Annotated in this window: 14 protein-coding genes and 1 tRNA gene; 6 read left to right on the top strand and 9 right to left on the bottom strand. The window is 53.6% G+C overall.

Annotation, left to right across the window (positions count from 1 at the left end; all coding sequences use genetic code 11):
- Positions 1-38: 38 nt before the first annotated feature.
- Entirely contained in the window at positions 39-2,435 is a 2,397-nt protein-coding gene (locus tag VGM48_RS24290) for an alpha-ketoacid dehydrogenase subunit alpha/beta (protein ID WP_331583462.1), read from the bottom strand.
- A gap of 168 nt (positions 2,436-2,603) precedes the next feature.
- Here VGM48_RS24290 and VGM48_RS24295 point away from each other — a divergent pair, with 168 nt between their 5' ends.
- The 6 genes from VGM48_RS24295 (at position 2,604) to VGM48_RS24320 (ending at position 7,363) form a co-directional block, all read left to right on the top strand.
- Positions 2,604-3,062, top strand: a complete 459-nt coding sequence (locus VGM48_RS24295; RefSeq protein WP_331583464.1) for a DUF1573 domain-containing protein — start codon at positions 2,604-2,606, stop codon at positions 3,060-3,062.
- Between the two features lie 5 nt (positions 3,063-3,067).
- Positions 3,068-3,505, top strand: a complete 438-nt coding sequence (locus VGM48_RS24300) for a DUF1573 domain-containing protein (RefSeq protein ID WP_331583466.1) — start codon at positions 3,068-3,070, stop codon at positions 3,503-3,505.
- A gap of 80 nt (positions 3,506-3,585) precedes the next feature.
- Entirely contained in the window at positions 3,586-4,785 is a 1,200-nt protein-coding gene (locus tag VGM48_RS24305) for a pyridoxal phosphate-dependent aminotransferase (RefSeq protein WP_331583468.1), read from the top strand.
- 555 nt (positions 4,786-5,340) lie between these two features.
- Positions 5,341-5,414, top strand: a tRNA-Met gene (locus VGM48_RS24310).
- A 107-nt stretch (positions 5,415-5,521) separates the two neighbouring features.
- On the top strand, positions 5,522-6,793 hold the full coding sequence (locus tag VGM48_RS24315; protein WP_331583470.1) for a hypothetical protein: 1,272 nt from the start codon (positions 5,522-5,524) through the stop codon (positions 6,791-6,793).
- 339 nt (positions 6,794-7,132) lie between these two features.
- Positions 7,133-7,363, top strand: a complete 231-nt coding sequence (locus VGM48_RS24320) for a helix-turn-helix transcriptional regulator (protein WP_331583472.1) — start codon at positions 7,133-7,135, stop codon at positions 7,361-7,363.
- Here the strand turns inward: VGM48_RS24320 and VGM48_RS24325 are convergent.
- The 8 genes from VGM48_RS24325 to VGM48_RS24360 form a co-directional block, all read right to left on the bottom strand.
- Complete coding sequence (locus VGM48_RS24325) at positions 7,343-7,600, bottom strand: hypothetical protein (RefSeq protein WP_331583474.1); 258 nt, start codon at positions 7,598-7,600, stop codon at positions 7,343-7,345. The genes VGM48_RS24320 and VGM48_RS24325 overlap by 21 nt on opposite strands.
- Before the next feature lie 98 nt (positions 7,601-7,698).
- A complete protein-coding gene (locus VGM48_RS24330; RefSeq protein ID WP_331583476.1) occupies positions 7,699-8,316 on the bottom strand; it encodes a hypothetical protein in 618 nt (205 codons plus the stop codon).
- Positions 8,298-8,720, bottom strand: a complete 423-nt coding sequence (locus VGM48_RS24335) for a hypothetical protein (RefSeq protein WP_331583478.1) — start codon at positions 8,718-8,720, stop codon at positions 8,298-8,300. Before VGM48_RS24335 ends, VGM48_RS24330 begins: the two co-directional genes overlap by 19 nt.
- The gene (locus tag VGM48_RS24340) at positions 8,717-9,760 is read right to left on the bottom strand and encodes a hypothetical protein (RefSeq protein ID WP_331583480.1); all 1,044 of its coding nucleotides are present in this window, start codon (positions 9,758-9,760) and stop codon (positions 8,717-8,719) included. Before VGM48_RS24340 ends, VGM48_RS24335 begins: the two co-directional genes overlap by 4 nt.
- Positions 9,757-9,906, bottom strand: coding sequence for a hypothetical protein (locus VGM48_RS24345; RefSeq protein ID WP_331583482.1), 150 nt, complete (start codon positions 9,904-9,906; stop codon positions 9,757-9,759). Before VGM48_RS24345 ends, VGM48_RS24340 begins: the two co-directional genes overlap by 4 nt.
- A 19-nt stretch (positions 9,907-9,925) precedes the next feature.
- On the bottom strand, positions 9,926-10,189 hold the full coding sequence (locus VGM48_RS24350; RefSeq protein ID WP_331583484.1) for a hypothetical protein: 264 nt from the start codon (positions 10,187-10,189) through the stop codon (positions 9,926-9,928).
- A gap of 4 nt (positions 10,190-10,193) precedes the next feature.
- A complete protein-coding gene (locus VGM48_RS24355) occupies positions 10,194-10,478 on the bottom strand; it encodes a hypothetical protein (protein ID WP_331583486.1) in 285 nt (94 codons plus the stop codon).
- Complete coding sequence (locus VGM48_RS24360; protein ID WP_331583488.1) at positions 10,478-11,992, bottom strand: hypothetical protein; 1,515 nt, start codon at positions 11,990-11,992, stop codon at positions 10,478-10,480. Before VGM48_RS24360 ends, VGM48_RS24355 begins: the two co-directional genes overlap by 1 nt.
- Positions 11,993-11,998 lie beyond the last annotated feature (6 nt).

The raw sequence follows: 11,998 nt of genomic DNA on the forward strand, positions 1-11,998 counted from the left end.
GAAATAGGCCGCTCCTCAGCGGCCTATTTTATTTTAGATTATTCGGCTATCATTTCGCGGATGGCGTCGATGATCTCTTCTGCATTGGGTTTGCTGAAATAATCCCCGTCGCTGGAATACGCGGGCCGGTGTGCCCGGCCGGTGATCGTGCGCGGGGCCGAGTCCAGCCAGCGATAGCCCCCCTGTTCTTCCATCACTTTATTGAAGATAAACCCTGCGGCGCCGCCGGGCACGTCTTCATCCACGATGAGCAGCCTGCTGGTCTTCTTCAGGGATTCGAGGATGTTATGTTTGACGTCGAATGGCAGGAGGGTCTGAACGTCTACGACCTCGCAGCTGATGCCCAGGGTTTCGAGGACGTTGGCGGCCTCCTGGACGATCCGCAGGGTAGCTCCATATGAAATGACGGTTATGTCCTCCCCTTCCCTGACCACTTCGGGTTCGCCCAATGGCACCCGGAAATCGAGCAGATTGGAAGGCAGCTTTTCCTTCAGGCGATAGCCGTTGAGGCATTCGATCATCAGGGCCGGGTCGGCGCCCTGGAGCAGGGTGTTGTACATCCCCACGGCCTGGACCATGTTCCGGGGTACGCAGATATGCAGTCCGCGCAGGGAATGCAGGATCATCCCCATGGGAGAACCGCTGTGCCAGATGCCCTCAAGCCGATGGCCCCGGGTGCGGATGATGAGGGGAGCCGTTTGTTTGCCGGCTGTCCGGTATTGCAGCGTAGCCAGGTCGTCACTCAGCGGCTGCAAACCGTATAAAAGATAGTCGATGTATTGAATTTCGGCGATGGGCCGCAGTCCCCGGAAGGCCATGCCGATGCCCTGGCCCATGATGGTGAGTTCCCGGATACCGGTATCGAATATGCGATCGGCGCCGTGTTTTGCCTGCAGGCCGGCAAAACCCTGGTTGACATCGCCAATTTTCCCAAGGTCTTCGCCAAAGGCCAATACTTTGGGATTGTGAGTAAACAGCTCGTCGAAGTACCGGTTTAACACTTCATAGGCGTTGAGCAGGGGTGATTGGTCGGTGTAAACCGGCTTTATCTCCGGCACCTGACTGATCTTGCGTGCCCCTTCGTGATAAAGGTGGCTATTGTATAGTCCGGCGTTCTCTTCCTTGAGCTGTTTGTAGTATGTGGCTGCGTTGCGGGCCGCGGCTGTCCCGGCTTCCGCCAGGAGGATGGCTTCGTGCAGCGTTTCCAACACTTCTTTGCGACCCGGTTCGCGATTCGCAGAGAGGACGGTAGCCAGTTTTTGCAGCCGTTGGGCGTTTTCAGGTGTCTGATTGGCCATCTCGCGGATAAGCTCCGCACCGCGGGTCACCTGTACGCGGATGGGGGATTGGTATTTCTCCCAGGCCAGGTTCCGGCTGTTGCGAACGGATTCTTTTGCTTCCGTTTCTATATCATTCAGCTCGTCTTCGTCTGCCAGGGCGTTGTCGATGATCCATTCCTTCATCTTCTTTATACCGTCCCAATCGCGTTCCCATTCCAGGCGTTCGGGGGATTTATAGCGTTCGTGACTCCCGGACGTGGAATGTCCCTGTGGCTGGGTGACTTCTTCGACATGGAAAACCGCGGGAGTATGCGTCTGCCGGACGGCCCGCAGACCGGTTTCGAAGGTTTCGCACATGCCGGCATAATCCCAGGCCTTGACTTTATAGATATCGATACCGTTGGTACCATCCTCCTTTTGAAAGCCCTTCAAGACCTCGGAGATGGACCCTTTTGTCGTTTGGTATTGACGGGGAACCGAGATGCCATAGCCGTCATCCCATACGAAGATGGCGAGGGGAACCTGCAGGACGCCCGCGGCGTTCAGCGTTTCCCAGAAATGCCCTTCGCTGGTGGAGGCGTCGCCGATGGTGCAGAAACACACTTCATTGCCGTTATTGGACAGTTCGGAAAACTGCTTCAATGCTTTTACTTCGCGGAAGGCCTTCGAAGCGCCGGCCAGACCCAGGGCCCTGGGCATTTGGGCGGCGGTGGGCGCCAGTCCGGCGGTAAGGTTCTTCCGGTTGACCAGGTCGAGCGTCGCTCCATCGGTATCGATAAAGGCGGTGGCAAAATGGGAATTCATTTGCCGGCCGGCGCTATGCGGGTCATGGCTGGGATCCGGATCGGCATATAGTTGGGAAAAGAACTCTTCAACGGTCGCGGCTTCCGTAGCGAAGGCAAAGGTCTGGTCACGGTAGTAGCCGGCATAGAAATCCCCGGGTTTGAAGAATTTCGCCATCGCCACCTGGGGTACTTCCTTGCCATCACCGAAGATGCCGAATTTAGCCTTCCCGGTAAGAACCTCTTTGCGGCCGAGGAGGCTGGCTTCCCGGCTTTCAGTAGCCAGCCGATAGTCTTTTAATACTTCTTCCCGGAACCTGTCAAAGGACAGTTTTTCAGGATCAAGCAGGTCAAAGGGAGCTAGATTTTCCATTAGAGTGAATATTTGAATCGCAATGGATGACCGGGCAAAAATACCTGTATCTTATTGATTGTTAAAAAAATAAAATCCGGGGGTAATTTGTTGGCAAAGCCGACGTTAATTAAGTAATTTTATGGATGCCCGGGCCGTCCCGCGGCAGAATAATAACGCAGCCAAACTATGAAAAAATTAGGAATTGTAATCACCCTTTTTGTCACATCGCTGGCCGTCAGCGCGCAAGCGGTGAATACCGGTGGGACTGCCCTACCCCGTCCGGCAGATATGCTGCTGGTAAAAGAGAACAGCCATAATTTCGGCAAGATCCCCCAGGGAAGACCGGCTACAACCACCTTCGAGGTGGTAAATACGGGCACGGTGGCAATGAAACTGGACAATGTCCAGGCCTCCTGCGGCTGTACGACACCGGTCTGGAGCCACGATCCCATCGAAGCCGGAGGCACGGCAAAGATCGTTGTCGGCTATAATGCCTATGCAGAAGGCCCGTTTACAAAGACGGTTACCGTCGTTTATAACACCAATATGACCAAGACCCTTACCATTTCGGGTGAGGTATATAAGACTCCGGCCACTTCGGCGCCGGATAATGCTTCAGTACAATTACTAAAACAAATAAATTGACTATCATGAAGAAACTTTTCCTGTTTGCCAGTGCGATCGTATTGTCCGTCGGAGTCTTTGCTCAGGGGGCACAACAAAAGAAAGCTGAAGATGCAGTGAAGTTTAAGGAGCTGACCTATGACTTCGGCAAGATCAAGCAAGGCAGTCCCGTCAGTCATGATTTTGCATTTACCAATATCAGCAATAAGCCGGTGATCATCGAATCCGCGATTCCCGGTTGTGGATGTACCACGCCCGTCAAGCCGGAAGGTGCGATCCAGCAAGGCAAGGACGATAAGATCACTGCCGGTTTCAACGCAGCCGCGCAGGGGCCGTTCAACAAGAACATCACGGTGAAGGTGGCCGGGATCGATCTGCCCGTCGTTCTGCATATCACGGGCGAGGTGCTGACCCCGGATGCCTATGCCAAATATGAAGCTGCCAAGAACAAGACCGGACGCTAGGTTTTTTATAATAATATAGTAAGGAGGACGTCTGCTTTTAAAAGTGAACGTCCTCTTTTCATTTTCTTTACTTTTGCGCCATGTTAACCATCAGTCAGCGCGGACAACAGATGCCGGCTTCGCCGATCCGGAAACTCGTCCCCTTTGCCGAGGCCGCCAAAAAGAAAGGCATAAAAGTATACCATCTGAATATCGGGCAGCCTGATATCGAAACGCCAAAAATGGCCCTGGACGCTGTCCGGCATTTTGATTTCAAGGTTCTCGAATACAGTCATAGCGCGGGTAACGAAAGCTACCGCCGGAAGCTTGCCGCTTATTACAAAAGAGCGGGGATCGATGTGGATTATCAGCAGATCATTGTGACTACCGGTGGGTCGGAAGCGATCCTGTTTGGTTTTATGAGCTGCCTGGATGCCGGCGATGAGGTGATCATCCCCGAACCTTTTTATGCCAATTACAACGGGTTTGCAGTTGCCGCAAACGTGGTGGTAAAGCCGTTGACCTCGTATATCAAGAATGGGTTTGCCCTGCCGCCCGTTGCGGAATTTGAGAAGCTGATCACGCCCCGGACACGGGCGATCGTGATCTGTAACCCCAATAACCCGACGGGCTATCTCTATAGCCGGGAGGAGATGGAGACCCTGAAAGAGATTGTGGTCCGTCATGGCCTCTATCTCTTCTCCGACGAGGCCTACCGGGATTTCTGTTATAGCGGGGAGCATCTCAGCGCGATGAATCTGAAGGGCGCCGAAGAGAATGTGCTGATGATGGATACCATCTCGAAGCGATATAGCGCCTGCGGGGGCAGGATCGGCGCGCTGGTCACCCGTAACCAGGCCGTCCTTGATACCGTGATGAAGTTTGCCCAGGCCAGGCTTAGCCCGCCATCCTTTTCACAGATCCTTGGTGAGGCGGCGACCGATCTGCCGGCGGATTACTTTAATGAGACGAAGGCCGAATACCTGCGGCGGCGGGATGTGCTGGTAAAGCGGCTCAACCAGATGCCGGGCGTTTATTGCCCGAACCCCGGGGGTGCATTTTATGCGATGGCGAGTCTGCCCGTGGATGATACCGATGTCTTCTGTCAGTGGGTGCTGGAGAAGTTCTCCTACAACAACCAGACGGTGATGCTGGCGCCGGCTGGGGGGTTTTATGGGACGAAGGGATTGGGGAAGAAGGAGGTTCGGCTGGCTTATGTGTTGAATACGGAGGACCTTGGAAAGGCGATGGACTGCCTGGAGCGAGCGCTGCTTGAGTATCCGGGGGTTCAGACAAATTAAAATATTTTTATATTTATTTGAAGCTTTTAAACAATTTGTGATTTTCATGGGAGATACGGCATTTTTAGCCTTTTAAGACCTCATTTTTTATATTATCTTTTATACTATATATAGTTTCTAAAAGAAAATCGATGAATTATAGTTAATCGACGGCAAAATAATTTCCATTTTTCAGAAAAACCGCCGATATTGCATTTAGAAACGAGCGAAAGCGGTGGAGTTGATAAAAGGATTTAGCTTTTTAACGTTTTGATATTATTCGATTCTTTTTTAAGTGTTCCGGGGAGCTTACATTTGTGGCCGCAACGCAGGGAGAATAGCAGAGAAAGAGAAGTGAGTTGCGATCATCGACATCGATCTTTTACGATTTTTCATATGGCAAGCAATCGTTAGACGGCCTTCTGTTTCCACAGAGGGCCTTTTTTATTTTCGCTCCGATCTATTTTCTCCCCTGGTGCACAGAGATTTCGATGTTCGTTTGTGCGGTTTTCCGCCGGATTTTCTCTATTTTTGCGTCCCTTTACGGGAGGCCATTGGCCGGATCCGTAAATAGCCGGCGCGATAGCTCAGTTGGTTAGAGCACAGGATTCATAACCCTGAGGTCTCGAGTTCAAATCTCGATCGCGCTACAAGTCGGAAACTGCTGGATATCAGTAGTTTCCGACTCTTTTAAAACTCTCGTTTTGTGGCAATTTTTATCAAACGTTAACTGAAACGTTAACAGAAAATTGCTCACATGAAGCGCTCCAGAAAACAAAACCCGCGTATTCTGCTCCCGGGTGGCTGCTCAGCCAGCACCCCCTCCGTCCATCCGGCCAACTGGAAAACAGTCGCCGCCAGCTGCGCGAGGCCCTGGTACATCCACTACAGATTTTACGATCCCACCAACGGCTCCCGGCAAATTATCGCCAAGGGAATGAATGACTACAAGACCGCCCGGGAGCGACGAGCCGCAACGGAAAGGCTTCTGAGTGACGAACTCGGGAGGCTGACGCAAGGCTTCAACCCGATCACCGAGGGATGGGCCGCGAGCTCCGTCGCCGGCCTGATCGACAAACACACCCCCATCCTTGTCGCCCTCGAGGCCGCCCAGAAGTCGGTAAAATGCTCACAGTACGCCCTACGCGATATTCGAGGCATGTTGCATTGGATACCCCTCGCCGTTACCGCTCTCAGCTGGCAAAGCCTGCCGGTATCGGAAATAAAGACAAGTCACATCCGGGTACTCCTGGACCAATGCGCACAGATCTCGACCAGGACCGATGCTGAAACGGGCAGGCTCGTTAAGGCAAAATGGAGCGACCACAAATTCAACAAATACCGATCCTACCTGATGATCCTTTTCTCGGAAATCATCGAACTGGGAGGTTTGGAAATGAATCCCTGCCGCGAGCTGCGTAAGAGGAAGGCTACAAAGCGGGTCCGCGAAACGCTGTCCATGCCACAGCGGGCGACGATCAACCGATACCTCAAGCGCCTCAATTACGGCTTCTGGCGCTTCCTGCACATATTTTTTCACAGCGGCGCGCGGGAGAGCGAGATATTGATGGTACAACGGAAACACGTCGACCTCGAGAACCAGAAATTTGTCCGCCTGGTCAAAAAAGATCGGTCTTACCGCGAGGTTTCAACGACCATTAAAAACGTGGCGCTTCCGCTGTGGAAAGAGGCGATATTGAAATACGACCGGAAAACAGGCTCCGTTATCGAATGCGATCCTGAAGATTTCATTTTCTCAAAAGGATTTGTGCCAGGCAAAAGATCGATCCGCCCGGACTGGATCAGCGAAGTGTGGCTACGCCTGGTGAAGGGCAATCTCGGATATACCGCTGACTTTTATTCCCTCAAGCATTCGAATACCACGGAAACCCGCAAATTGGCCGGCGAAGAGGTCGCAGCGGAACAGAATGCGCACAGGTCGACGGCCATGGTTCGGGAAATATATGACGTCGATCGCGCCGGCTGGATGCATGAGCAGATGAAGAGAGTCAACAACCCTTTTGCCTGAAAAGACCCCCAACCCAGCCAGGGAGGGGGTCCTTTCCTAACCCCGGGGCGGCTACTAACCATTCCCCTTTTCCAAAAAAATAACCCCGAGTGTGTCGCTCGGGGTTTCTCGATTAAGTGAAGTTGCTACGTCAGAGTTGCTACGGTAAAATCGGGCCGGCTTAACCCTCCGGGCGAAGTTCCATGTGCGTTGATGGCAGAAACCAGAGCATCCGCACTCGGGATCAGAACCATTGAACCATTAAACCTTATACTGTTGAATGTCTAAGATACGAAAAAACTCTTACTTGTTGTGGAATTCCACAACAAAAAATAGCCGGGTTTCGTTGACCTTTCGGCAATGATCGATAGGCGCAAGCGGAAGATTATCAAAGAATTCGGCAAAAATTTGAAAAGTATTCGGAAAGCGAAGGGCCTCAGCCTGCGCCAGCTGGCCGCATCCTCGGGCGTCGATCATGTCCAAATCAGCCTATATGAGAAGGGTGAGAGTAACCTTGAAATGACGACGGTCGTCGATCTGGCCGAAGGGTTGGGCGTGGATCCTAGTGAGCTATTTTCCTTCCCCTGCTGATCGGCAGATGGCCCTTAAGTCTTCCACCGGAATATCCAACAAAGGCGCCATCTGATCGATCTCATGGTTCGTAAAAGTTGCGGGAGAATCGCATTTGCTTTTAAAGCGCACCCCGCCCAGTCCAATGGCCTTTGCGATGGCAGTCCGCGGGACGTACTTCAGGATATCGGCGAAGGAGTGGATTTCCCCGGTTCGATACATGACTCCCATTGCGGCCATCAACTTTGCGTTATCCATTGAACCAAGGTAGTAAAAAACCCCTGTAGAAACAGGGGTCGGAACCAAAACTAACTGCTTATGAGAAACTGTTCGCCGAAGGCCATTGAGGCCACTAGCTATTTTAAAATGAGGTGATATTTTATCCGTGTCGACTTGTACTTGTCCATCAGCCCATACCCACAGGCCCGGAATTCGAGCCATTGCTCGATGGGGTTCGTCTGGCAGCCTTCTGAGCTAGTTCCCGCGCCGCCGTGGTGCCCGTCGATCCAGGGCCATTTAGCGGGATCAATTACCGTCTCAGGAGCTTTCTGGCCGTCGCGCAAAACAGTAAACGGTGACGCCTGGCGGAATGCCCAGTACGTAAGCCGGTAGACCGGGTCCGGGTGATCCTCCCCAATGTGGGCCATGAGCCAGTCGTAGGCGGCTTTGTCTTTGGGATTGCCCATATTCAGGTGGTGCATCCCGTGAATGCCTTTCTTCCAATCGTACGTCCCCGGCTGGAGCACGGCCATCCCGGGACGGGTAATTGTCGGATCCGTATTCCAGTTGAACGCCCGGAAGTCGACAGCGTCAGGCCCGACCATGAATGCGGCATCGTCGTATACGCCCCTCTGATTGTGGTCGGGTTGGTCAAAAAAGCCGCGAATGCCGATGATGGCAGGGCCTGCCGAGGCCAGGTCTGCGACACCGGGCAAGGTAAGGACCTGCTCGCGGGTCATATTCGGTCGTGCCATAGAAAGATGTTTAGGAGGTTAAGCGCGACCAGGATGGCCGCGAAGAAAAGGGATTTGCGGACGGCGCCGTTGATGCCGAAGATCGATACGAAGAGCCTGTCCATTCCGGCGGTTCCCCCCAGATAGGTTATCTCCAAGCTGGACCACCGGTTGAAGAAGATGTCAAAGATCGCCAGCCGGATCAGGATGGCGACTAGGCCTGTCTTCCACCATAACGGCTGCTCATAATACATGAGCATTCCCACATACAGGACGAACAGCGCCAGGCCGTCCCGATGCCAGCGCTTCACGCGGCCGGACGACAGTGGGTTGTCCTGCCGGTCCTTCAGCTGGTAGGAATCTGCGTCCTTCCCGGCAAGGAAAAGGACGTAGACAATGAGGTATCCTTGGATGGCGTAGATCATTGGAGCAGGTTATAGAAGTAAGCGTTAAGATTCCCGTCCTTGCTCATGTAGCCGTCGTAGACCGGCTTTTTGATGTCCGATGAGTAACCATCCCACCAACCCAAAGAAGTGCCGATGATTCCGCCCCCGACGGAAATCGCTGCTATCAGGACGACCACGGTCCATTCCTTCGCCCCTGGGTTGTTCTTTTTGATATACCAGACCAGGCCGGCAGCGATAATGAACAATCCGATAACGAGCCACCAGACATCTCCGTGCGCCCATGCGTAGTGCCATTGTTCGGCCGTATTGGCCTGTACATGATATACCGTGTCTACGGTCGCGACGTTATGCGCCCAGACGGTGTCGCCGGGATGAAGGATTTCGCCAATCTGAGTGTGGTCGAACACCGTGTGAAAGCCGACGCTGTCGTATCGGGTCGAAAGGATTTTGGAGTCGTTCGAGCGGCAGGAGGCCAGCAGTAGAATGGGCAAAGCCAAAAGAATTACTTTTTTCACGTTGAAGAATTTTTTATAGATGACTAATACAATGATGATCAGCAGGATCAGGCCGCACCCAATCTTCACGGGCAGGTCCCACCAGGCCGTCTGTGTCTCCACAACGATTTGGTTTTTAACGGTCGTAACCACTTTCTTTTTCTGGGTGGTGTCGTTCGTCTTCGCGGTGCGCACCGCAACCGCCGAGTCGGTGATCGAAGCGGCATCAATGGTGATCTCGGCGATCCTGGACTGATCGGGCAGGAGGTCATTCACGCCGCCCCGGCTACTGCTGTGGGTAGTCTGCTTTTGCTCAATCGAGTGCTTCGTCGTCTTCACGAAGGAGTCGGCGAAACTCTGCAGCTGCTGCCGGTCGAAGTACTTGATCGTAATATGGACGTCCTTCCCCTGGATCAGCCGGGCGATACTCACCGAGTCCTGCTGGACATGGGTAGCGATCGTCGTAGTCGAATCGACTTGCTTCGTCACGGTCTGCGTGACCTTTTTGGTCGCATGGCAGCTGGCAAGCGCTGCGATGGCTATGAGAGCGATTATCAGCCTCATTTTGCGATCTTTTCAATGAGCTTGCCGGTCTCGTCTATGACCCACTTCCCCGCCGAAACAAGATCGTTTACTGCGCCCAAATGGGGGTTGTTGCGGCCGATCAAGAAAAATACGCCGGCCGTTACGATGATTCCTGCGATATACATATGCTTGGTTTTTAGTGACTTACTTTTGCTCAGGCTGGTCCGACTTGCCGCTGCCCTTGATCAGCCGAAATGCTTCCATGATCGGCTCACCGAAGACGGTAGCCAGCGTTCCCAGTAGGCAGGTGAACAGCTCGACGCGTAGATCCTCCTGCGGAGCCTTGGCGAACATATACCAGATGACAAACTCCCCGATAAACATCAGGATAAAGATGAAAAGGGCGAGCCGCTTGCTACTGAGGCCGTTGCCTGCACCGCGAAGAATAGCCTTAAGTGCTTCTCTCATATAGTTATTTTTGTTGTTGCAATACTTCAATTCGGGTCGTCCGCTGCTTCAGGTCCTCGATGTCAAGTTGCAGCCTGTTGACGGCCGCCCTGGTGGCATCGATCGTCTCGGTCCTCGCCTTCTCTCGTTCCTGCATGGCAGCGAAATCGCCCTTTAGGTTCCACAGGAAGTTAACGGTGATAAGGATGAGCGCTGTAGATACGCTGAGTAGTACGGTGTTTACTCTTTTTTCGAGGGAACCTTCTCTCGCGGATGAGTCAAATACGATAGGGTCTTTTACTGTTTCCATTATGGTAGTTGAGTAGTTCCGTTGTCGTAGGTGATCTGTTTGACCTGCGCGGCCGGGATCGTTATGTCCACTCCAAAAAGGGTGATGGTAACCGACAACACGGTCCGCGGCACCGGACAAACTACCGGCGGGGGACAGGTCGGGCAGGTCGGGCAAGCAGGGATCACTACAGGCGGCGGCGTTGTCGTAGCGATCGTCCCGAAGCCGGCGATCTTCATCGGAGCCAAAACATCCCAAAAGTTGGGCTGCGCGGCCTGCGTATCGCTATTGGTCGAGCCCTGGCCGTTCCAAAGCACAAACCCCTTATTTCGGCCCCATACCCACAGGTTGCCGTTGGCGTCTTCCGCATACACGTAAAAGGCATCCCCGATGCTGGTGAAGAGCTTTACGAAGGATACGCCGGCCGGGTTGATCTTGACTGGGGGGAAGACCCACAGTAAGCCGCCATTCCAGGGAGCCAGCCCATTGGCAAACTTGGCTTCAGCCCCATTGCCGATCTGGGCTTCGGTATTATCTCCCCATGCGTAAGCATCGCCATTGGGCATCAGATAGTAGGAAGCCTGGGTTCCGATGGAGAGCTGACCGTTTGTGCCGGGCAACTTCAGCGACGCGGTGATATCGAAGCATTGCAGCTTCTGCGACTGGGCTGAATTTCCCCAGTACCGGCCATCATACCCCCATACGTAGATTTTCCCGCTGGCGCCTACCGCGTAGCTCCAGTCTGCACCCCCCTGGATATCCACGATCGGTTCAGGAAGGACCATGGCGGCCGGGATTGTCAGGTTGGGTTTGCTGGAAAACGCGCCGCAAGAGAACTGCGACCAATAGGCGTCCGGCCGGGTGCCGCCCCACCGGTAGACTTTACCGTCAACGCCGAGAGCAAAGAAATAAGAGCCGGCCTGAATCTTTTTGATCGCAACGGGCAGGTTGACGGTATAGGGCGCGGGTTCGGCCGCATTGCCTTCCGTCCCATCGCCGCGCATGCCGGATTGGGTGTTTCCTATGAGTACTACTTTCCCGTCTTTGGTCAGCACGGCGATCCCGTTCCCGTTGGCGTCCCCCCCATTGGCATAAGCAACTACCTGAACTGCGTTAGTTACCGGCGTCTTCACCAAACCATTGGCAGCCGACTTTCCCGATATGGTCACCTGACCTATAGCCCAGACATTCCCGGTATTGTCGATGAATCCGGCATGATGCAGCGCCGCGGATCCTTTCCACGATTGCCCCGGTTGATCCTCGTCGGCGATCACCGGGCTGCCCGGTAGCGGGGAAATATTGGCCGGGTTCAGCCCCGCGCTCGTAATGTCATACAGCAGCTTCGTCCCCGGGTTGCGGACGTACGTATTGTACTCACCCGGGTAGACTTGGTATTTCGCTGCGCCCTGGTCGGCGCTTGGGATGCCGATGGCTTCGCTGAATCCGAGCTTATAAATATTACTTAAAGAGGTCTCCAGAACCTGTCCGGATATTAGGGCCGGGAGTAGAAGGAGGAGAAGAAGTAGCTTTTTCATATAATT

Origin of the sequence: Puia sp. (assembly GCF_036500295.1) — a bacterium.
Taxonomy (GTDB): domain Bacteria; phylum Bacteroidota; class Bacteroidia; order Chitinophagales; family Chitinophagaceae; genus Puia.

What these genes read in the sequence shown, in the direction of transcription:
- VGM48_RS24290 (WP_331583462.1), bottom strand. Translation starts at nt 2,435, where the DNA reads ATGGAAAATCTAGCTCCCTTTGACCTGCTTGATCCTGAAAAACTGTCC.
- VGM48_RS24295 (WP_331583464.1), top strand. Translation starts at nt 2,604, where the DNA reads ATGAAAAAATTAGGAATTGTAATCACCCTTTTTGTCACATCGCTGGCC.
- VGM48_RS24300 (WP_331583466.1), top strand. Translation starts at nt 3,068, where the DNA reads ATGAAGAAACTTTTCCTGTTTGCCAGTGCGATCGTATTGTCCGTCGGA.
- VGM48_RS24305 (WP_331583468.1), top strand. Translation starts at nt 3,586, where the DNA reads ATGTTAACCATCAGTCAGCGCGGACAACAGATGCCGGCTTCGCCGATC.
- VGM48_RS24315 (WP_331583470.1), top strand. Translation starts at nt 5,522, where the DNA reads ATGAAGCGCTCCAGAAAACAAAACCCGCGTATTCTGCTCCCGGGTGGC.
- VGM48_RS24320 (WP_331583472.1), top strand. Translation starts at nt 7,133, where the DNA reads ATGATCGATAGGCGCAAGCGGAAGATTATCAAAGAATTCGGCAAAAAT.
- VGM48_RS24325 (WP_331583474.1), bottom strand. Translation starts at nt 7,600, where the DNA reads ATGGATAACGCAAAGTTGATGGCCGCAATGGGAGTCATGTATCGAACC.
- VGM48_RS24330 (WP_331583476.1), bottom strand. Translation starts at nt 8,316, where the DNA reads ATGGCACGACCGAATATGACCCGCGAGCAGGTCCTTACCTTGCCCGGT.
- VGM48_RS24335 (WP_331583478.1), bottom strand. Translation starts at nt 8,720, where the DNA reads ATGATCTACGCCATCCAAGGATACCTCATTGTCTACGTCCTTTTCCTT.
- VGM48_RS24340 (WP_331583480.1), bottom strand. Translation starts at nt 9,760, where the DNA reads ATGAGGCTGATAATCGCTCTCATAGCCATCGCAGCGCTTGCCAGCTGC.
- VGM48_RS24345 (WP_331583482.1), bottom strand. Translation starts at nt 9,906, where the DNA reads ATGTATATCGCAGGAATCATCGTAACGGCCGGCGTATTTTTCTTGATC.
- VGM48_RS24350 (WP_331583484.1), bottom strand. Translation starts at nt 10,189, where the DNA reads ATGAGAGAAGCACTTAAGGCTATTCTTCGCGGTGCAGGCAACGGCCTC.
- VGM48_RS24355 (WP_331583486.1), bottom strand. Translation starts at nt 10,478, where the DNA reads ATGGAAACAGTAAAAGACCCTATCGTATTTGACTCATCCGCGAGAGAA.
- VGM48_RS24360 (WP_331583488.1), bottom strand. Translation starts at nt 11,992, where the DNA reads ATGAAAAAGCTACTTCTTCTCCTCCTTCTACTCCCGGCCCTAATATCC.